We start from the raw sequence: 20,558 nt of genomic DNA, 5'->3' as shown, positions 1-20,558 counted from the left end.
CGATAAAAAAAGGCCCTGCTTGCCGCAAGGCCCAACGGTAGAAAAAATATTCCCCCCTTTCGTGTCCGCTATCCGCAAAGCGCCGGACTTCGGGCCAACTTGGCCCGATGCGCCGTCATGTGAAAACGCCGCCCGGCTTTGTCCATGCCGTGCGGCGCTTCCTGTAATGTGATAGCTTCAAATTTATTTTTTTATCTCGCCTGAAACCGCTCAGTTTCAGGCTTCTTTGCGCTTCTCTTAAATTATTCGGCTCTATTGACAAACTGGCGAGAACGTACTACAATGGAACCAGAAAGCAGGTGCACTATGACCGATACAGCAACTGAATCCGTACAGGCAAACCGCGAGTACAAATCGAGCCTCCTGCCGCACTTGATCACCACGATGCACCGCGAGCGCGAAATTTGTGCAGCGCTGTTTGGCGGGACAGAATCCGGATGTCGTAGGGCGCAGTGAGACGCTGTCGCAGTACGCCGTGTTCGTGGCGAAAGTCCGGGAATACGAGGCGGACGGCCTGGCGTTGACGGAGGCTGTGAATGCGGCGGTTCAATATTGCGTGGAGCGGGGGATTCTCGCCGATTATTTGGAACAATACGCAGCGGAGGTGCTGAATATGCTGACGACCGAATGGGATATGGATGTTGCCCTCGAAGTCCGCTACGACGAGGGGTATCACGAGGGATGCCGCAAGCGGCGTAACGAGGAGCGGAGGATGTGCGACTTGAAATGGGAAACGTGGCTACATGACATTCTGACGCCGGAGCAAAAACGCAAGCTGGAGGCCAAGCGCGCGATGTCCGAGTAGCGGCGACGCGGTTTGGGTGCGGTTTTACGGCCCCTTGCAAAACAAAACTCCCGCAGAGCCTTGAATGTCAATGGCTCTGCGGGGGTTTGCTTCGAGGTGTTAGGACAAAAATGAACCGTCCCTTTCCTGTTGACATTACGTAAAATGCGTAGTATAATAAGCGCATAAGGGCGGTGACGATATGAAATCTCGGGACTTGATCAAAAAGCTGGAGGCGGCTGGTTACAAAGAGGTGAGAAGCGAAGATCATACCATTTATGAAAAGACTGGCAGTCGTCCGGTGCAAGTCCCCCATCACCGAGAAATCAATGAATTTACAGCAAAAGCCATTTTGAAAGCCGCAGGGCTGAAATGAACCGCGGCGACCTGATAAAAAGGAGGCGTCTGTCTGTGGAATATGTCTATCCGGCTGTGTTCCATCCCAATGAGGATGGAAGTTACACCATCGTGTATCCGGATCTGCCCGGTTGCATTAGCGAGGGCAAGTCTCTGGCGAATGCGCTTGTCATGGCGCAGTCCGCACTGTCCCAGTGGGTCCAATATTTGCTGGAGACGTCGCGGGATATCCCCAAGTCATCCCCTGTCAAAGACATCCCCATCGAAGGAGAGGAGTTCGTCACCCCGGTCCGATGTGAGTCGAAGGACAAACGCGCAGTCAAGCGAACGGTCAGCATCCCAAAGTGGATGGATGAACGGGTGGCCACATCCGGACTCAGTCTGTCCCGCGTGCTGCAGGATGCTTTGTCCCAGAAGTTTCTCTGACTCCCTCCAACAGACGCCCCGGCCAGAGAGATCGCGAGAAATACGGACCTGCCCAGCAATGCGGCGCCGCCGACGGCAATTACGCCCGTCAAGCATCCTATGAAACGGCTCTTTCGTTTGCTTACAGGATTGCGTGCCGGAAGCGCCCTGGCATCTTGCCGGCCTCTTGCGGGCGGGACGCCCGCGCTCCCGGGTGTGTACTGCCGGCTGGAAGCCGGCGCTCCCAGGTGCGTCCCCACACTCAGCCACGGGCGACACACGTCACACGGGCTGAAACAGGTAGTCCAGCGAGCGGTACTGGACCGCTTCGGCAAGGTGGCCGACCTGGATGGCGTCCTCGCCCTCCAGGTCGGCGATCGTGCGGGCCACGCGCAGGACACGGTCGTAGGAACGGGCCGTGAGACCCAGGCGTTCAAAGGCGCGGCGCATCAGCGCCTGCCCTTCGCCATCCAGCGCACAGCAGTCCTTCATCTGCGCGCTGGAGAGCCGGGCGTTGCACAGAGAAGCGTCCGCAAACCGGGCCCGCTGGCGCGCCCGGGCCGCCTCCACACGGGCGCGGATGTCGGCCGAGGACTCGGCGTCGTCCGCCCGGCTGGCCAGCGCGTCGAATTCGACCGCCGGCACCTCGACCTGCAGGTCGATGCGGTCCAGCAGAGGGCCGGACACGCGGCCCAGATAGCCGCGCACCGAGTCCGCCTTGCACAGACACCGCCCCGAGGGGTGGCCGTACCACCCGCAGCGGCAGGGGTTCATGGCCGCCACCAGCATGAACGCGGCCGGGTAGGACAGCGTGCCGGAGACACGGGCAATCGTCACCTGCCCATCCTCCATCGGCTGGCGCAGCACCTCCAGGGCCAGACGGTCAAATTCGGGCAGCTCGTCCAAAAACAGCACGCCGCCGTGGGCCAAGGAAATCTCCCCCGGCCGCGGGATAGACCCGCCGCCGGAAAGGCCCACCGGCGAGATCGTGTGGTGCGGGGCGCGGAAGGGCCGCTGCGTCCGCACGCCGTGGTCCACGCCGACGAGCCCGGCCACCGAGTGGATCTCGGCGCTCACCAGCATCTCCTCCCGACTCATCGCGGGCAGGATCGAGGGCAGCCGGCGGGCCAGCATGCTCTTGCCGGCACCCGGCGGCCCCACCATCAGGATGTTGTGCCCGCCCGCCGCGGCGATCTCCAGTGCGCGTTTGACATTTTCCTGCCCGCGCACCTCCGAAAAATCAGGCAGCGCGCGGGCATCCTCCTTAGGCGTCCAGACCGGCGCGCGCGCCAGCGGCGCCCGGCCGTCCAGATGAGCCAGAATCTCTTTGAAATGCGCGGCGGGGTAGACGGTGATCCCGTCGGCCAGCGACGCCTCCCGGGCATTCGCGGCCGGCACAAAGATGTTCTTCACGCCGCAGCGTTTGGCGGCCAGCACCATCGGCAGGATGCCGCACACCGGGCGCAGCATCCCCTCCAGCGAGAGCTCCCCCACAAAGGCGGCGTCTGCTGGCGGCGGCCGGATCTCGCTGTGCGCGGCCAGCAGACCCAGAAGGATGGGCAGATCATACAGCGCCCCCTCCTTGCGGGTGTCGGCCGGCGCCATGTTGACGGTGATCCGCCCGAGCGGAAATTCAAACCCGGAATTTTTCGCGGCGGCGCGCACCCTCTCCCGCGATTCGCGCACGGCGGCGTCCGGCAGGCCGACCACGTCGAAAGCCGGCAAACCGCCTGAGAGATAACACTCGACGGACACCTCGTAACCCGAGATCCCCAAAAGCCCCATGCTGCGAACCTTGGCTACCAACTCGGATCCCTCCGAACCGTACACAAAAATACGCGCGTACAACGGACGCACAACGAGTACGCACGAAAATGGACGTCGCTTCCGCCGGTTCAGGCCTCCCAGATGTGCCGGCGGTACTGTGAGATGCTGCGATCGGCGGCGAATCGGCCGGCGCTCGCGATGTTGATAAGCGACATGCGGTTCCAGAGCTCCGGCGACCGGTATGTCCGGCGCACGCGGTCCTGCGCCTGCCGGTAGCTCTCGAAGTCGGCCAGCAGCAGGTACGTGTCGGACAACAGCAGCGACGAGGTGATGTCGCTGTAGGCGACGCCGTCGGCAAAACCCACGGAGATGTGGTCGAGTACCCGCTTCAGCTCCGGCGAGTGGTTGTAGTACTGCATGGGCTCGTAGCCGTCCCGGATCAGAACCTCCACCTCCTCGGCGCGGAGCCCGAACAGGAAGATATTGTCGAGGCCCACTTCCTCGCTGATCTCCACATTGGCGCCGTCCAGCGTGCCCAGCGTCAGCGCGCCGTTCATCATGAACTTCATGTTGCCAGTCCCCGACGCCTCCTTGCCGGCGGTGGAGATCTGCTCCGAGATCTCGGCGGCCGGCATGAGCATTTCCGCCACGGACACCCGGTAATTTTCCAAAAACACCAGCCGGATCCGTTCGGCCACCAGCGGGTCGTTGTTGATCTGCGCGGCCAGGCTGTTTATCAGGCGGATGATGCGCTTGGCCATGTGGTAACCCGACGCGGCTTTGGCGCCGAACAAAAAGGTCCTCGGCTGCATCTCCTGCCGCGGGTTGTCCCGCAGGCTGTTATACAGCGCGATGATGTGCATCACATTGAGCAGCTGCCGTTTGTACTCGTGCAGCCGCTTCACCTGGACGTCGAACAGGGAGTTCGGGTCTACGAGCAGCCCGGTCTCGGCCCGGATGTAGTTCGACAGCCGCTGCTTATTCTCCCGCTTGATAACCCCCAGCGCGCGCAGTACGGAGGCGTCGCCCGCAAATGCGCCGAGCGCCTCCAGTTTCTCCGGCCGCAGAAGGTACGCGTCGGAGCCGGTCAGCTCGCAGACGAGCGCGTGCAGCCGCGGGTTGATCTGCGCCAGCCAGCGGCGATGGTCGATCCCATTTGTAATGTTGAAGAACTTGTGCGGCGTTCGCTCGAAGGCGTCGCGGAAGATCGTCTGCCTAAGGATCGTGCTGTGCAGTTCCGAGACGCCGTTGATCGCGAAACAGGCGCACACGCACAGGTTGGCCATACGGATCTCGCCGTCCCAGATGATGGCCGCCTGGGCGAGCTGCTCCTCCGTGTAGCGATGGTCTTCACTGAGCATCCGCAGATAGCGGTTGTTGATCTCGCAGAGGATCATCCAAATGCGCGGCAGCAGCATCTCCACCATCGGCTGCGACCAGCGCTCCAGCGCCTCCGACATCACCGTGTGATTGGTATAGGCCACCGTGTGCGTGACAATGCTCCACGCCTCGTCCCACTCCATGCCCTCCTCGTCGAGGAAGATGCGCATAAGCTCCGGGATCACCAGCGTGGGGTGCGTGTCGTTGATCTGGATCACATGGCGCAGGTGGAAGTTTTTCAGCGTATCGTACCGCGCCCGGTGACGGCGTACGATCGACTGCACGGTGGCGGACACAAAGAAATACTGCTGCCGCAGCCGCAAAAGCTTTCCCTCAAAGTGGTTGTCCTCCGGGTAGAGAACCTTCGAGATGACCTCCGCCAGGGCGTTTTGCTCCAGCGCCCGCAGGTATTCTCCGCGCGAAAACAGCGACATGTCGATCTGTGTGGTGGACTTCGAGTCCCACAGGCGCAGCGTGTTCACATGCTCTGTCCGAAAGCCCGTGATGGCCATGTCCATCGGGACGGCCAGCACCGACGTGTAGTCGCGGTGGATGAAACGGGCGTGCCCGTCCTCCTCCCACACCTGGTCCACAACGCCGGAGAAGCGCACCTCCTCGGCCTCGTCCACATGCGGGATGAGCCAGACGTCCCCCGTCTCAAGCCAGGGGTCCGGCAGTTCCACCTGCTGCCCCTCCACAATCTTCTGCCGGAAGATGCCGTAGTGGTAGCAGATAGAATATCCGGTGGCCGAGACTCCGAGCGTCGTCATCGAATCCATATAACAAGCGGCCAGCCGGCCGAGGCCGCCGTTACCGAGACCGGCGTCCAGCTCCTGCTCGAAGATCTCGCCCGGCTCGACGCCAAGGGAGATGAGCGCCTGCGTGAGCTCCTCTAGGATCCCCAAATTGTATGCGTTTTTCATCAAAGAACGGCCCAGCAAAAACTCCAGCGACATATAGTGAACCTGCCGCTTGTCGGCGACCTTTTCGCACTCCGTCCGCTGCACCAGCCCGGACGACATGCGGTCCCGCAGCAGCAGGGCGCACGCTTTGAAGATCTGTTCGCGCGAGGCGCTGCCGACCTCACGCCCAAAATGCCGCTGCAGCTTGCTCACGATCTCCTCGCGCAGCGCAGCGGCCTCAGAGTGGGTGTTGTTAGACATGTGTGAAGGAACCCCTTTACCGCTTACCCGTCAGGTTCCGGTATAGCGTCAGATATTTGGCGGCCGAATCGCTCCAGCCAAAGTCGAGACCCATGTTGCGCCTTTGCAGCACGGCCCACGCCTCTTTGTTGTGGTACGTTTCCACTGCCTGGCTCAGCACATATTGCATGTCGCCGGCGTTGTAGTTGGCAAATGTAAACCCGTTGCCCTCCCCCGTCTCCGGGATATAAGGATGCACCGTGTCGCGCAGCCCGCCGGTCTCGCGCACCACCGGCACGGCGCCGTAACGCATGGCCATCATCTGAGACAGCCCGCAGGGCTCCGCCTGCGACGGCATGAGGAAGATGTCGGCGCCGCCAAAGAGCTTCATCGCGAGGCCGAAGTTCACCATGATGCTGGCCGACAAACGGCCGCTGTAAGTGTTCTGCGCGTTGATGAACACCTGCTCGTAGTGCCAGTCGCCCCGACCGAGGATCACCAGCTGGACCGACATGTCCATGATGGCGTCCAGCGAGGCCGTGACGAGATCCAACCCTTTGTGTCCGACCAGACGGGAGACCATCGCGATGATCGGAATGGTCTCGTCTTGGTTGAGCGCCAGGATCTTCTGCAGGTCCAACTTGTTGTATACCCTGTCGGAAAGGGTGTCCGGCCCAAAGTTGTGCTCCAGATTCGGGTCGGTCTTTGGGTCGTAGAGAGTCATGTCGATGCCGTTTAAAATACCGGAGAGCTTGTGCCGGTTGCGCGTCAGCACTCCCTCCATGCCGTGGGCGTAGAACGGGTACTGGAGTTCGTCCGCGTACGTGGGGCTCACGGTCGTCACCGCACTCGCGCATTCAATGCCGCCTCGCAGCAGTGAGATCCCCCCCATGAAAGCGAGCGTGCCGTCCTCCACAAAGCTGTCGGGCAAGCCGAAGATATCTCCAACGAGCGCCCTGTCGTAACGCCCCTGATATTCTATGTTGTGAATGGTCAGCACCGTGCGTATGCCCTCGTAAAACGGGTGGCCCGCATACAGTCTGTGGATGTAGACGGGTACCAGCGCCGTCTGCCAGTCGTTCACATGGACGACGTCCGGCTTCCAGTCCAGCTCGGGCAGGATGTCCGACGCCGCCTTCGAGAAGAAGGCGAACCGTTCCCCGTCGTCAAAATGCCCATAGAGCTCGCCGCGCTTGAAGTAGTACTCGTTGTCGAGAAAATAGTACACCATGCCGTCTTTTTTCATCTCGAACAACCCGCAATACAGGTTGCGCCAGGAGAGGCTGATGTATACATACTTGACAAACTGCATCTGCGAACGCCATTGCTCGCCGATGGAACCGTACAGCGGCATCATGACGCGCACTGACACGCGCTTGGCCGCCGCCGCCCGCGGCAGCGCGCCCATCACGTCGGCCAGGCCCCCGGTTTTGACGAACGGAGCGCACTCACTGGTGACATACAGAACTTTCATGACTGTCCTCCCAAGTTTTGAATCTGCAAGCGGGTCCGGCCCGCCGGGCCCCCTCCGTTTCCCCGCTGTCTTCGTCCTCTTCCGGCGGCGTCACACGACGCTGCCCTTGGCGATCGCGATGGGGTATGTCTCATGTCCCATCAACATACGCCCTCGGTTGATGACAACCTCTTTGTCTGTAATGGCGTAGCCAAGCACCGCGCCCTGACTGACTTTGGTGTTTTGCATCAGGATGCTGTTATGTACCCGCACGCCCTCGCTGATGCGAACGCCGCGGAAGATCACGCTGTTTTCCGCCTCGCCTTCGATGTAGCAGCCGTCGGCCACCACGCAGTTGCGCACACAGGCGCCCGGCCCGTAATAGGTGGGCGCCTGATCGCGCCCCTTGGTCTTGATGGGGCGTTCCTTGCGAAAAATAGACTCGCGCACCTCCGCGCGCAGAAGGTCCATGTTGCACCGAAAAAATGTGGCCGTGGAGTGCAGGCGGGCCACATATCCGTCAAACAGGTAAGCCACGACGTCGAGGTCGGGCATCCGTTGCAGCACGTCTCGCTCGAAGTCATAAGCGTTGTGTGCGGAGCAGTAACTGACCAGCGAATCGAGCAGAGAACTCGACAGGATGCTGACGTTCAAAGACTCGAACATCTCCGGCTCCTTTCGGCCGATTGAGATGTCCGAAACCCGGTTTTTCTCTCCCAGCGCGACGTTCACCGCGTACTCCGGGCTGCCGACTGTCCGCGGAGAGCAGATGAGCGTGATGTCGGCGCCGCTGTCGATGTGGACCCGCAGCGCGTCCTCCAACGGCAGATTGGCCACGAGATCCCCGTCCGCCATCACCACGTATTCTTCGCGGATCCCCGCCAAATACGAGTTCACCCCGGCGAGCGCCGCCATGTTGCCCAGAAAGACGCCCCCCTCATGCTGCATCCGCGTGACGTTGTAGCCAAACGGCGGCAGGAGCTTGAGACCGCCGCGCTTGCGAGCGAGGTCCCAGTCCTTGCCCGAACCCAGATGGTCGAGCAGCGACTGGTAGTTTTCGCGCATGATGACGCCCACATTGACGATGTCGGCGTTGATCATGTTCGACAGCATAAAGTCGATGGCGCGGTACCGGCCTCCGAAGGGGAGGGACGAGACCGTGCGATGCTCCGTCAGTTCTTTGATATGGGGCCCCCCCGCGTAGGCGAAGATGAGCCCGTGCATATCGTTCATGCTCTGCCCCCTTTTTTCCCGGCCGGGGGCGGGGTCTTGTCCGCCTCCTGCGTCAGTTTGTCCGCCCCGACCATCTCGCGGGTCTTGACCACGACGTTCGGCCCGACCGTAACCCCCGGGGCCACCACCGTGACGCCCCAGTCCGCCACCGAAACCGCGCTGGGGTCGGCTCCGATGCGCGCGCCCCGTCCGACGCGCGCCCCCTCGGCGATGATGGCGTATTCCACCACGGCTTCCTTTTCAATGACCGCGCCCGGCATCACAATTGAATACTTGACAAACGCCCCGGACTGAATGACCACGTCGGTGAATATTACAGAATTTTCCACTTCTCCGTAGATCTCGCACCCCTCTGTGAGCAGCGAGTGGGTGACGCGGGCACTCTCGCCGACGAAGTGAGGCGGCGCGGATTTGGCCCCGCTGTAAATGGGCCACGCGCGGTCGAAGATGTCCAGCTCGCTGTTGGAGGCCAGCATGTCCATGTTGGCCTCCCAGAGACTCTCGATCGTGCCGACGTCCTTCCAGTAACCCCGGAAGCGATGAATCAACATCCGCTCGCCGGCGCCTATCATCATCGGGATGATGTTGGCGCCGAAGTCGTTGCGGGACTTTGGATTGTTGTTGTCCTCGAGCAGATAGGCGCGCAGTTTGCTCCAAGTGAACACATAGATGCCCATCGACGCCAAGTTGCTCTTCGGCTTCTTGGGTTTTTCCTCGAAGTCGAGGATCACGCCGTCGTCGGCGGCGTTTAGGATCCCAAACCGGCAGGCCTCGGCCGGCGGCACCTCGATGACCGCTATTGTGCAATCGGCCTGTGTCCGGCGGTGCTGGTTGATCATCTGCGAATAGTCCATCTTGTAGATGTGATCGCCCGACAGGATCAGCACATATTCGGGATCGTATGTCTCGATGAACCCCATGTTCTGGTAGATGGCGTTGGCCGTACCCTTGTACCACTCGCCGCCCTTGCCCTTGACATAGGGGGGCAGCACGCGCACGCCGCCCTCCAGCCGGTCAAGATCCCACGGCAGGCCCGCCCCGATGTAGGCGTTCAACTCATGGGGCTGGTACTGCGTGAGCACCCCCACCGTGTCGATATTGGAGTTGACGCAGTTTGACAGCGGGAAGTCGATGATTCGATACTTCCCGCCGAAGGGGACCGCGGGCTTCGCCACATTGGTCGTCAGCACATACAGGCGGCTGCCCTGTCCCCCTGCCAGCAGCATGGCGACACACTCTTTTCTCCTCATAAGCCGCACCCCGCGATATCAGAAGATATGTCATTCGGGCATATCCACGCCCGATATTTCATAAAGTATTACAGGGTTTCTCCCTCCGGAGGAACATCGCGCCAAAAGAAGACTGCTTCTCTTATGCCGCCGCTTTTCCCCCACTATTCCTCTCTTCGGAGGAAAACCGCGCCGAAGGGGGGCAGCGTGAACGTCAGAACATAGGGGCGGCCCAGCCATTCGGCGTCCTCCGTGTGGAGGTCGCAGGGGTTCTTATGCCCCCAACCGCCAAAGTCCGCGTCGTCCGAATTCAGTATCTCGCGATAGCGCCCCGGTGCAGGCACGCCCAGTCGGTACCCTTCTTTCAGCATGGGAGAGAAGTTGAAGGCGGCCACCAGCTCGCCGCCCGAGGCGTCCAGCCGCCGGTAGGCCAGGGTGTTCCCCTGGTAGTCCCCGTGGTTGAGCCAATCGAAGCCGGCCTGCGTGCAGTCGCGCTCCCAGAGCGCGGGGCAGGCGAGGTAGAAATGGTTGAGCGCTTTCACATATGTGTGAAGCTTTTTGTGCGCGTCGTATTCCAACAGGTGCCAGTCGAGCGAATGTGCAAAATTCCACTCGATGAACTGCCCGAGCTCACTTCCCATAAAATGTAATTTTTTGCCCGGATGTGTCATCATATAGGCCAAGAAGGCCCGTACGCCGGCAAATTTATCATCGTAATATCCCGGCATTTTCTGAAGCAGAGAGCACTTACCATGCACCACTTCGTCGTGCGAGACAGGCAGGATATAATTTTCCGAAAACGCGTACATGAGAGAAAACGTCAGGTTGTTGTGGATATACTGCCGGAAAACCGGGTCGCGCTTTGCGTATTCCAAGGCGTCGTTCATCCAGCCCATATTCCATTTGAAATTGAAACCCAGCCCGCCGGTATAGGTGGGCGCCGTGACCATGGGCCACGCGGTGGACTCCTCGGCAATCATCAGCGCGTGCGGAAAGGAGGCAAACACCTGCTCGTTTAGCTGGCGCAGGAAACTGATGGCCTCCAGATTCTCACGGCCGCCGTGGATGTTGGGCCTCCATGCTCCCTCTTTGCGCGCGTAGTCGAGGTAGAGCATGGAGGCCACGGCGTCCACGCGGAGCCCGTCCACATGGTACTTGTCGAACCAAAACAGCGCCGACGACATTAAGAAGGAGCGGGCCTCGTTGCGGCCGTAATCGAAGACACGGGTACCCCACTCCGTGTGTTCCATCTTACAGGGGTCGCCGTATTCGTAGCAATAGGTGCCGTCGAACTCGACGAGCCCGTGCGCGTCTTTGGGGAAGTGCGCGGGCACCCAGTCGAGCAGCACGCCGACGCCGGCCTGGTGGCACCGGTCGACAAAGCGCATAAAGTCGTGGGGCGTGCCAAAGCGCGAAGTGGGCGCGAAGTAGCCTGTCACCTGGTAGCCCCACGACGCGTCCAGCGGATGCTCCATGACCGGCATCAGTTCGATGTGGGTGTAACCCATCTCCTTTACATAGGGGATGAGCCGGTCGGCGGTCTCGTCGTAGCTCAGCAGACGTTCGTCCTCCCCCCGCCGCCAGGAGCCGAGGTGCACCTCGTAGATGTTGAGCGGCCGGCTGTACGGGGAGACGTGGGCACGCGCCCATGCTTCGTCGCCCCACGTGTAACCATCCAGCGTGAATACTTTGGACGCCGTACGGGGGCGGGTCTCCGCGTGAAACGCGTAGGGGTCGGCCTTTTCGAGCACCCGTCCCTGTTTTGTCTCGATCGCATACTTGTAGGCGGCATATGCCGCCACGCCGGGCACAAAGAGCGCCCACACGCCCACCGAGATCTTCGTCATCGGATGTTTTTCGCGGTCCCAGTCGTTGAAATCGCCGACGACGGACACCCGCGCCGCGTCGGGGGCCCAGACGCGAAACAGTACGCCCCGCCGACGGCCCTGCGTCGTCATGCGAGCGCCCAAAAATTCATAGGCCCGGCTGTCTGTCCCCTCGTGGAACAGATGAAGATGCAGCGCCAGCGTTTCGTCCACCACCGCCGCCTTTTTCTTGCTCCCTGCCAAAATGATTCCTCCAATCGGGCGCCCCTTTAGTACCTTGTTGCCGCGAAGCGGCAACAAAAAACAAGAATTTGGGTTGTGGGTTGCAGGTACAACCCACGTTAGGAACTGTTGAACAACCATTTGACAGTTCCTAACCTTGTGATGAGAGACGCCCAACTCTCAAAGTACCGCCCGTGTCCCATGGCGCTTCTCTTTTGCGCGGCCGGCCGCGCCTTGGAAGACTCAGCCGGCGACGACCGTGCCCGTTGTCTCGCCGGACAAACCGGCGGCGTTCATCTCGTCGAAGTCGAGATGCATCCGCGTACGAAATTTTGGGGAAACGCGCACGACGACCTCACCGAAGGTGAGCGCCCTTTCTCCCTCCACGCACACGGAGACAATGTCCTGATTTTTGAGACCCTGGGCCTCCGCATCCTCCGGCGTCACATGGATATGGCGCTTGGCGATGATGGCTCCCTCGGTCAGCTCCACCGCCCCGGCCGGACCGACGACGCGGCAGCCGGCGCTCCCGGCGAGCTGCCCGCTCTCGCGGATCGGCGGCGTCAGCCCCAGGACGCGGGCGTCCGTCAGCGACAACTCCACCTGCGTGGCCTTGCGCTCCGGCCCCAAAATGGAAATGCGGTCGATGGCCCCGCGGGGCCCCTCCACACGCACCTTCTCCTCCGACAGAAATTCCCCCGGCTGCGAGAGTTCGCGTTTGCTGTGCAGGCGATACCCGGCGCCAAACAGGGTCTCCAGATCCTCGCGCGTCACATGGACATGGCGGGCCGACCCCTCAATGATAATCGACAACTGCCCCACGGCGAAACACTCCTTTCGTGACGCCGCACCCGGCGCTCCAGGCGGCGCAAAACCGTGCGAAGCGCGGCGGCGTCTGTCGTTTGTCCTCGATTTGGGCGCCTCCAACCGCTTCGCATTCGGCGCGGCACCGGCTCTTTTGTCAGCAGGCGCCATTTAGAGGCACCTATTTGAACTCATCTTACCACAAAGTCGCCCCAGGTGCAATATTTTTCCGGTTCTCTCAAAAGATTCGACTTCGACCTCCGCGCAGACCCCCTCCGTTATCTGCCAACTGTCTTGTGCCGTGCTCTTCCTCGATGTTTTTCGCGCAAATTCTTTGACATTGCGCGTACAATGTTATATACTGTCTGTATAGAAGATCCCTTTCTGAACTCTGTGTGTTTGCGCGCCCCCATTTTGGTCTTGTCCCGCGCACGGACCGGGCAAGCGCCGACAAAAGGAGACTTCCTATGTCTGAGAATTTTCCGCGTCTCTTGGCACTCCTGCGCCGGGAAAAGGGCGTGAGCCAGCGCCTGGCCGCTTCGCATCTCGGCATCTCCCAGGCGCTCCTCTCTCACTACGAAAAGGGCGCGCGCGAGCCCGGCCTCGCCTTTGTCGTGCGCGCGTGTGACTACTACGGTGTGTCGGCCGACTTCCTGTTGGGGCGTTCGATGCTGCGCGACGGCGCCGAACCCGACGCCGAGGACCTGCACGACGCCTCCGCCGACAAAGACAACCGGCTGCGGAGCGGCGTCTCCGCCGTGCTGCACAAAAAACTCCTCATCAATTCGGTCGGCCTGCTGTTCGCGCTGCTGGGGCAATTGGGGCAAAAAGAACTCATCGAAGCGGCGGCCGGCTATCTGGGCGACGCCGTCTACATCCTCTTTCGTCACATTTACGACCGGTATGGCGAGCACGCCGAGCTGCTCTTCCCGGCGCCTTCCGAACATTTTTCGCTGCTGGTCAGCGCCGACCGCGCGCTGCTGGAGGCGCGCCTGTCCTCTCTGCTGCGCGATCTCCCGCGCGCCGCCCCGCGACCCGTTCTCTCTCAGGATCAGCTCACCCGCGACCACCCGCTCCTCTACCAGTCTCTCTTCATGCTGCTCCAGCAGGCGACGAATCGGCTGTCGTCACTCGCAGAGTGACGACAGCCGACTTGAATACAATATCTGGGCGCGATGCCGCTACGGAAGTGCATCCATGGATGTAATTTCTGTCAGCGGCAGATATCCCTCCTGCCAGAGGAAGAACTTGTATGCCGCCGCGTCGTCATCCAGCGCCATGGAAGTGGAGATCTCCTCATTCGAATCGGCGCCAATTTGTTGCGCAAACGATTTCGCCTGAAGCAGCCTTCCCTTTGCATCATAGGCGGCCAACAAAACCGTGACGGAGGCCTGCACATTTTGCAAGTTCGCGATCCTAAACGAGGGGTCGTAAAGACCTGAACCCTCCACTGGTTTCGATGTGACATAAATTTCGTAATCGGCACTCTCCGATATCGATGCGACGTCCAGCGTCCAGCCGGTAACGACGGCGCGTCGTATGCGCATGCCGCCGGTGGTGCTCCAAGGCGTTGCGTTTTCCATACCCACGCGCACCCGGTCGGCATATACGGCGTCAAATTTCAAGGTGACAACTCTGTTTGTCCCCGCCGTCGGTACATCTGCCGTTTTGTTTTCCACATTTTTCCATTCCTCGCCATCCCAATACTGTACGGCAAACTCACCCGGCACGTCCGTACCCGCGGCGGTGGCCGTGGCGGAAGACGTCACGAAGGTGAGGTCAATCGTGTCGAAAACCCTGCCGCTGTCCCAGTAGAACTCCACGTGACTGTATGGGATGGTCTCTGTAAATCTCGTGCTGAGCTGGTATGAATTCCCCGTTCCGCTGTAGGTGTTTTGCCAGTTTGATGCGTTGTCCTGCAGCATGACATTGGGATTTCCGGTGGCGAAGCTGGACGTCGCCAAGGCGCCGCCGCGCAGCGGATGCCCCTCGGGAACGTCCTCCCAGCGGTACATGGCGTTTACGGCAATGGTGGGAATGATCTGCGCGCCTGTAAATGCGTTCGAGGAAATATCACCCTTTTCATTCGCTCTCACAACGCAGACTGTTGCGATTGCCTTTTCGGCGATCCCATCGACGGTTCCTTTCACGGTAAACAGTCCCGGCGCCGCAAAGGAAGTCGGGTCGATCTCGTCCCAATCGACGGCCTTTGTCACTGTGTACGTACCCAGCACAGCGTCTGTGTAGCTGACCGTCACGTCTCTCGGCAATGTGAGCGCCACGCCCGCCGGTGTTACAAAAGTCTTCCGCCAAACAGCATCGAAAACAGGCTGGATCTGATACTGCGCCGGTGCTTGGCCTGCTCCGTCCTTCGTGGCGCTGAAATTCATAACGCTCGGCTGGAGGCCCTTGGACTTGGCAATCAGCTGTATTTCTCCCGTCGTCCCTTTGACGGATTGCAGGATCACCAGTACCTTTCCCGTGTCGGCATAGTACTGCGACCGGGTGTTGTCCTGCACGTTGCCCCACTTCGACGTCAGGCTGTAGCTGTTATTTTCACCGCTGTCGACGCCGGCAATGACGGCCGCTCCGCTGACAAAGAACTCCACCAGATTTTTGCCGTCGGGGACAAAGTCGCCGTTTTCGTCGACGATGTCGCACTCCACATAAATCAGACTCTCGCCGTCGGCGGCCATGACCGTCTTGTCCTTGTACGCGTGCATCTTGACGGTGTGCGGCGCGCCCGCAGTCACAAGCTTGTCTGCGGCGACCACATTGGCCTCTTTGTCCGCAGCGTAGCGCGCGGGGCTGTCGTAGGCTTTTATCTCCAGAACACCGGGTTCATACACAAAGTCCTCCCACGTCAGGTAGGGGTCGCCGTAAAGCGCGCCCTCCGGTATTTTGGAATCCCCGCTGGCTTCTATGACTTTGGCGCCCTCGGGGCTGATGTACCCGCCCGGGTTTGGATCCGGAACGAGGGGCTCTTTCCAGTACGCGCGGGACGTGTCGTCACGGGTCGTATTGGATGTTTCGAGGTACCGCTTGCCATAGTTGGTTTCCTTCACATCAAAACTCTTCACGCCCATGGATTTTCCGTTGAGGAAAAGCTCCGCCGTCTGAACGTTGGTGTAGACCCGGATGTCCATCGTCTCTCCGGGAACACGGTCGTTCCAGTTTATAGGCATAATATAGACGAACTTTTCCGTGTCGGGGGACATCCACGACGCTTTTTGCATGTAGTAATAGTCCTTGAAGAATCCCGCGGTATTGATAGCGCCGGAGTTGCTTCCTTTGCCGCCCCCTTCTCCGAGATAATCCATGCCTGCCCAAAGGGTCGACCCCAGGAAGTATTTGCGGTCGCGGTCCCTTTTGATCGAGATAATCGGCACGCCGCTCCAGTAGGCGCCGGTGCCATTCATGTAGCCCGAATAGCCGGACTTACCGGGCACTGAACTTTGGCCGGCAAATACGCTTCTCGGCGCAAAGTAGAGACCTCTGTTACTTCCGGCCGCGTTGGTCTCCGACTCGAAGAAAGCCACGTAATTCTCTCCGGTAAATCTGTTGTACAAAACGTCGTTTGAGTCGCTGGCGGAATACTGCAGCCCCATGACGCCCTGGTAGCGGCTTATGTAGCCCCACCGGCCGTATAGGCCGGTGTCTCCGCCGGTGTACGGGTAAGTCCAATCGTCGTCCGGATCATCCGCTCTGGGCCAACGCATGTTGTCCGACGTCTGTATGATGTAGCGGGTGTCGTCGATGATCTTGGCGTCCTCGCACAGCCGCACGCCCTCCGTGTAGAGATCGATCTGCACGCCGGGTATCGTCGCGTTGCCGATGGTATAGGCGTCGTAGCCGTCGTTTCTCGTATTGGTATTCAGCCCCGTAACCGCCTCGTCGTCGTACTTCGTGCCGTCATACCAACCCGGCGCCCTTCTCACCGGGTCATAACCGGGCAGTGCTCTGTCGCCGGTTCCGTCGTCCGCCGCCACATCCGCCTGGGTATATCCTCCGCCGAGGTTGTCCTGCCTGACCTCGTTGCCCATATCCCATATGACGATACTGGGCTCGTTGATATCCCGCCTCACCATTTCCTGGACGACCCAAGCGCCCCAGGTGTACTTGACCCCGGGGTACGTAACCCCAAGTCTTGCCGAAAGGTTGGCGCCATCGTAGCCGTTTGGTTTCAGGCCCGCCCAGTCACCGGGCACTTCATCCCAGAAGAAGACGCCGAAATCGTACGTGGCCCTGGCCTCTCCCCAGCTGTCATGGGCCTCTTCAATGACCATGATGCCTTTTTCGTTGCACAATTCTATCATACTTTTCGCAACAGGGTTATGGGCGGTGCGCAAGAAGTTTACGCCCATGCCCATTAAGAGCTCCAGCTGGCGTTCGTACGCGTCTCGGTTGCTCACGGCGCCGAGCGCGCCGGTATCGCTGTGAATGTTGACGCCATTCAATTTGGTGTACTCGCCGTTGATGTAAAAACCGCCTTTTGAGGGGTCTTGAAGATCCGTCTCTTCCAACGCAGTCCAGCGGAAACCGAAATCTTGCTCCAGCACGTCGTACAGTCGGTACGAATCGCCTGGGCCCTGCGGCTTTGCATACAGCTCGATCTTTACGCCGTACAGGTACGGATCGCCGAGGTTCCACGGGTACCACAGGTGCACGCCGGCGATCTCCAGCGTCTGCGTCAAGGACTGCTGCGCGCCGGCGGCGGCGATGGCGGCGGCGGCGGTTTGCCCCTGTGCCACCTGAGCTCCGTCCGCGTCATACACCGTCGTCCTCATATAGACGTCGTAGCCGCCGTCCACACTGCTCCAATCGCCTCTGACGTCAAGTTTGGCGCCGCCGTCACTTGTGTACGCGGTTTTCAGATCCGGGGACGTGAGGACGACCCCGTGCCGGTCGAAAGACAATGGCCCGGACACGATGACGTTTACGGGGCGGATGATGCCCCCGCCGTGGTACCAGCGGCCGGACGGGCTCGCGCTGTTGACCTTGACCACAAGGACATTTTCGGCGCCGCCGTAGATGATATCGTCTGTGATGTCAAAGGCAAAGCCGGTATAACCATTGTAGTAATTGCCGATCAATACGCCGTTCAGCCATACATAGCTGTTGTGATACACACCCTCGAACTCGATCAGCACGCGCTCGCGGTTCGCTTCGATGGCCTCGGACGCCGTAAATGTCTTTCTGTACCAGCCGATGCCGCTGTGCAGATTGCCCACACTGCCGGCTACGCCGGTTGTCCTGTTTCCCTCGATCGCGTAATCATGAGGAATTTTTACGGTGCGCCAGCCGCTGTCGTCATAATCCGGCCTGATGAGGTCTTCGGTGAGATACCCCGCCGGGTCCGGCAAGCCGTGGTTAACCAAATATCTCCTTTGCGCGTTCGTGGACGTCACATTGCTCGGGAATGTCGTATAGGGGGTCGCCAACGCGAATGTCCAGCCTTCGTCAAAGTCGATTTCCCGGCGTCCGGCGGCGCCTGCCGCTTGCAGGACGGTCGCCTGGACGCTCTCTTCGCTCGCTGCGAAGGCGGCGGGGGCTTCGCTGTACAGTGTTGTAATCGCCGGTGCGGAAGACATGAGCACAGCGACAACAACGACCATAGATATCGCTTTTTTCATCACAACAGTCACTTTCCTTTCTCCCATCAATTTTCCGGTTGACCTTGCGCTGTCTTTGGTCGTTCTCTGTATATGGCGCCATACCATATATACCGAACGGTCCCTTTGCGGGGCACGCGCCTCTGCTGCTACGTTTTAGCGTTTTCCGCCTGTGACAAACCACGGCGGCTCCGTACGCCCGGCGGCGCGACGGACCGCCCCGGGGGCAGGGCCGTTTGCACGGACAGCCTCACCGGTAGCCGCCTTGTCTGCACACAAAGCGGTCGCCTTTTCCGGGGGAAGAACATCGAGCCGCTCAACCCCAGGCCCTTATCCGCCCTCTTCTCAAAGAGCGACCTCAGGCGCACTTATTTTATTCCAAATTATCCTCAAAGTCAACGATGTTTGACGTCTTTTTTTATCTGTTTCGACGGTCTCGGATACCATTTACAACCACATGCGCAGGCGCTGATGAAGTGCGCCGTACGGCAAAAGGACCGCTCCCGGTTGCGGGAGCGGTCCTTTTGCTTATGTTTGGAATCTATTTAGGCGGCGGGCTGCGCCTCTTCGCTTGTGGCGGCCGCCTTGGCGGTCCAGATTTCGCTGCCGTCCGGCCGGACGGCGACGTTGTAGCGGTCGTGGTCCGTGGAGGCCTCTACGATGTCTGCGTAGGCCCAGTGGGCCCTCGGCAGGTCGGTGAATGTCGCGATGCCTTCCGGGATATCCTCCGTGTGGAGGATGCGCTGCAGCATGCGGTTGATCACCGTCACGACCTGAGCTCTGGTTATCCACTCGTCCGGCCGGAAGGTGCCGTCCGGGAAGCCCTGGACCCAGCCGCCGTGCGTCGCCGCGCTGTTGATGTAGCTGAGCGCCCAGTGTGTGGACGAAACGTCGCTGAACGCGTTCTCGGTCGTGCCGTCCAGTGCGCTGAAGCGGGCCGAGATGGCGGCGAACTCCGCTCTGCTGATCGACCGGTCGGGCTTGAATGTGCCGTCCGGGTACCCCAGCAGGACGCCGAGGCTCTCTAGGTAGGCCACCGCCTGCGCGTACCACACGTCGCTCCGGACGTCTGGGAAGTTCGAGACACGCGACACTGTTTTTTCATCGTCCGCCAGCAGCCTGAAGAAGATCATGGCCACCTCGGCGCGGGTGATGTTTCTGTCCGGACGTACTGTCCCGTCGGCGTATCCGAAAATGTATGGGATATGCGCGCCCTCGAAGGATACCAGCGGCGTCTCGTCGTTGCCGGCGCCGACAGTGTCGTCGTCGGGATCACCGCTGTTCGGGATGACGCGCCACTTCGCATAGAGGACTTTGTCGCCTGTCATTGTGATCTGCCACAGATTACCGTCTGTTCCCAGTTGTGTGCTGAGCTCCGCGTCCAGGTACCAGCCGACGAAGTTGTATCCGTTGCGATTCGCGGCGGGGATACTGACGGGCAGGTCGTCGGCGGTGAATGTCGTCGGGTGTTCCGGTGTGACCTTCCCGCCGTCTAGGCTCTTCGCGTCGTAGGTGATGTAGAAGGCGTTCCGGGCTGCCTCCCACGCCGGGTACAGCTCATAGTTCGCCGAGATGTCCATGATCCGGCTCTCGCCATTCGCCAGATACGCTGCGCTGCCGTTTACACTCGTCGACCACCCGGCCATGTCTCTTTCGTATTTGAACAGCCCGCCCGTGTTCCTGGACACAGGCACGTCCTCATGCTTCCGGTACTCCACCGCCGCCGGCACTGTCCCGCCGTCCGCGTCGCCTTTGTGATAGGTCACCGTGTACATGAAAGGCGCGTCCGGGTTGCTCGGGTCTCCGGGGTCACTCGGTCCGCTCGGCCCGCCGGGTTCACCGGGATCGCTCGGCTCACCGGGCTCGCCGGGTAAAATCGGCACGCCGTTCCAAATCGCATATACCGTCTCGTCCGCCGTGATGTTCGCTATCTCCGTGACCGCCGCTGTTGGGCCCGGCTTCCGTGTCCAGCCGCCGAAGTCGTACCCCAGTACCGTGAGGTCCGCTGCCGGCGTCGCCAGCGTCGCCGTCGTGTGGCGCAGGTGGCTCGTCGCCGCCGGCACATTTCCGCTCTTCTTCTCCGCCCCACTCGGCAGGTTCAGATCGTAGGTCACCGTGTGCCGCGCCTCGTCGCCGCTGAACACCGCGTACAGATTCACATCCGCCGTGATGTCCTCGATTTGCGCGCCCGCCGTGTACGCCGCCGTGTCCGACTCCGCGTTTGCCGACCAGCCCGTAAACTCCCTGCCGGCCGCCGCGAGGCCCTTCTCGTTCCCCAGCACCGTCACGTCCGTGTGCTTCGGGTATTCCCGGCTGTCCGCCGGCACGCTGCCGCTTGTCGCCG

At 60.7% G+C, this 20,558-nt stretch carries 13 protein-coding genes; 4 read left to right on the top strand and 9 right to left on the bottom strand.

Annotation, left to right across the window (positions count from 1 at the left end; translation table 11 throughout):
• The first annotated feature begins 406 nt into the window (after positions 1-406).
• The 3 genes from LBK75_01215 (at position 407) to LBK75_01205 (ending at position 1,567) form a co-directional block, all read left to right on the top strand.
• Positions 407-805, top strand: a complete 399-nt coding sequence (locus LBK75_01215; GenBank protein ID MDR1156917.1) for a hypothetical protein — start codon at positions 407-409, stop codon at positions 803-805.
• 181 nt (positions 806-986) lie between these two features.
• The gene (locus LBK75_01210) at positions 987-1,160 is read left to right on the top strand and encodes a type II toxin-antitoxin system HicA family toxin (protein ID MDR1156916.1); all 174 of its coding nucleotides are present in this window, start codon (positions 987-989) and stop codon (positions 1,158-1,160) included.
• A gap of 35 nt (positions 1,161-1,195) precedes the next feature.
• Positions 1,196-1,567, top strand: a complete 372-nt coding sequence (locus LBK75_01205) for a type II toxin-antitoxin system HicB family antitoxin (protein ID MDR1156915.1) — start codon at positions 1,196-1,198, stop codon at positions 1,565-1,567.
• A gap of 261 nt (positions 1,568-1,828) precedes the next feature.
• On the opposite strand, the gene LBK75_01200 is transcribed toward LBK75_01205, so the two are convergent.
• The 7 genes from LBK75_01200 to pduL form a co-directional block, all read right to left on the bottom strand.
• Entirely contained in the window at positions 1,829-3,352 is a 1,524-nt protein-coding gene (locus LBK75_01200; protein MDR1156914.1) for a YifB family Mg chelatase-like AAA ATPase, read from the bottom strand.
• Positions 3,353-3,441: 89 nt separating this feature from the next.
• A complete protein-coding gene (locus LBK75_01195; GenBank protein ID MDR1156913.1) occupies positions 3,442-5,856 on the bottom strand; it encodes a glycogen/starch/alpha-glucan phosphorylase in 2,415 nt (804 codons plus the stop codon).
• Positions 5,857-5,872: 16 nt separating this feature from the next.
• Positions 5,873-7,309, bottom strand: a complete 1,437-nt coding sequence (glgA, locus tag LBK75_01190; protein MDR1156912.1) for a glycogen synthase GlgA — start codon at positions 7,307-7,309, stop codon at positions 5,873-5,875.
• Between the two features lie 90 nt (positions 7,310-7,399).
• Positions 7,400-8,521 (bottom strand): glucose-1-phosphate adenylyltransferase subunit GlgD, encoded by a 1,122-nt coding sequence (glgD, locus tag LBK75_01185; GenBank protein MDR1156911.1) that lies wholly within the window; start codon positions 8,519-8,521, stop codon positions 7,400-7,402.
• On the bottom strand, positions 8,518-9,771 hold the full coding sequence (locus LBK75_01180) for a glucose-1-phosphate adenylyltransferase (protein MDR1156910.1): 1,254 nt from the start codon (positions 9,769-9,771) through the stop codon (positions 8,518-8,520). The genes glgD and LBK75_01180 overlap by 4 nt, the downstream gene beginning before the upstream one ends.
• Positions 9,772-9,914: 143 nt before the next feature.
• Positions 9,915-11,819 (bottom strand): 1,4-alpha-glucan branching protein GlgB, encoded by a 1,905-nt coding sequence (gene glgB / locus LBK75_01175; protein ID MDR1156909.1) that lies wholly within the window; start codon positions 11,817-11,819, stop codon positions 9,915-9,917.
• Between the two features lie 222 nt (positions 11,820-12,041).
• A complete protein-coding gene (gene pduL, locus LBK75_01170) occupies positions 12,042-12,611 on the bottom strand; it encodes a phosphate propanoyltransferase (protein ID MDR1156908.1) in 570 nt (189 codons plus the stop codon).
• Positions 12,612-13,069: 458 nt separating this feature from the next.
• Here pduL and LBK75_01165 point away from each other — a divergent pair, with 458 nt between their 5' ends.
• On the top strand, positions 13,070-13,744 hold the full coding sequence (locus LBK75_01165) for a helix-turn-helix domain-containing protein (GenBank protein MDR1156907.1): 675 nt from the start codon (positions 13,070-13,072) through the stop codon (positions 13,742-13,744).
• A 39-nt stretch (positions 13,745-13,783) separates the two neighbouring features.
• On the opposite strand, the gene LBK75_01160 is transcribed toward LBK75_01165, so the two are convergent.
• Together LBK75_01160 and LBK75_01155 are read right to left on the bottom strand one after the other, a co-directional pair.
• Positions 13,784-18,235: a DUF4982 domain-containing protein gene (locus tag LBK75_01160; GenBank protein MDR1156906.1), complete on the bottom strand. Its 4,452-nt coding sequence runs from the start codon at positions 18,233-18,235 to the stop codon at positions 13,784-13,786.
• 524 nt (positions 18,236-18,759) lie between these two features.
• On the bottom strand, positions 18,760-20,558 hold a 1,799-nt coding region (locus tag LBK75_01155; protein ID MDR1156905.1), incomplete at its 5' end, for an S-layer homology domain-containing protein.

The organism is Oscillospiraceae bacterium, from assembly GCA_031265355.1.
Lineage (GTDB): Bacteria > Bacillota > Clostridia > Oscillospirales > UBA929 > JAIRTA01.
The sequence above is the reverse complement of the archived record's forward strand: the minus strand, read 5'-3'. Positions and strand labels throughout refer to the sequence as shown.

Coding starts and splice junctions, on each gene's coding strand:
- glgA (MDR1156912.1), bottom strand. CDS start 7,309: ATGAAAGTTCTGTATGTCACCAGTGAGTGCGCTCCGTTCGTCAAAACC.
- glgD (MDR1156911.1), bottom strand. CDS start 8,521: ATGAACGATATGCACGGGCTCATCTTCGCCTACGCGGGGGGGCCCCAT.
- LBK75_01160 (MDR1156906.1), bottom strand. CDS start 18,235: ATGAAAAAAGCGATATCTATGGTCGTTGTTGTCGCTGTGCTCATGTCT.
- LBK75_01210 (MDR1156916.1), top strand. CDS start 987: ATGAAATCTCGGGACTTGATCAAAAAGCTGGAGGCGGCTGGTTACAAA.
- LBK75_01165 (MDR1156907.1), top strand. CDS start 13,070: ATGTCTGAGAATTTTCCGCGTCTCTTGGCACTCCTGCGCCGGGAAAAG.
- LBK75_01195 (MDR1156913.1), bottom strand. CDS start 5,856: ATGTCTAACAACACCCACTCTGAGGCCGCTGCGCTGCGCGAGGAGATC.
- LBK75_01180 (MDR1156910.1), bottom strand. CDS start 9,771: ATGAGGAGAAAAGAGTGTGTCGCCATGCTGCTGGCAGGGGGACAGGGC.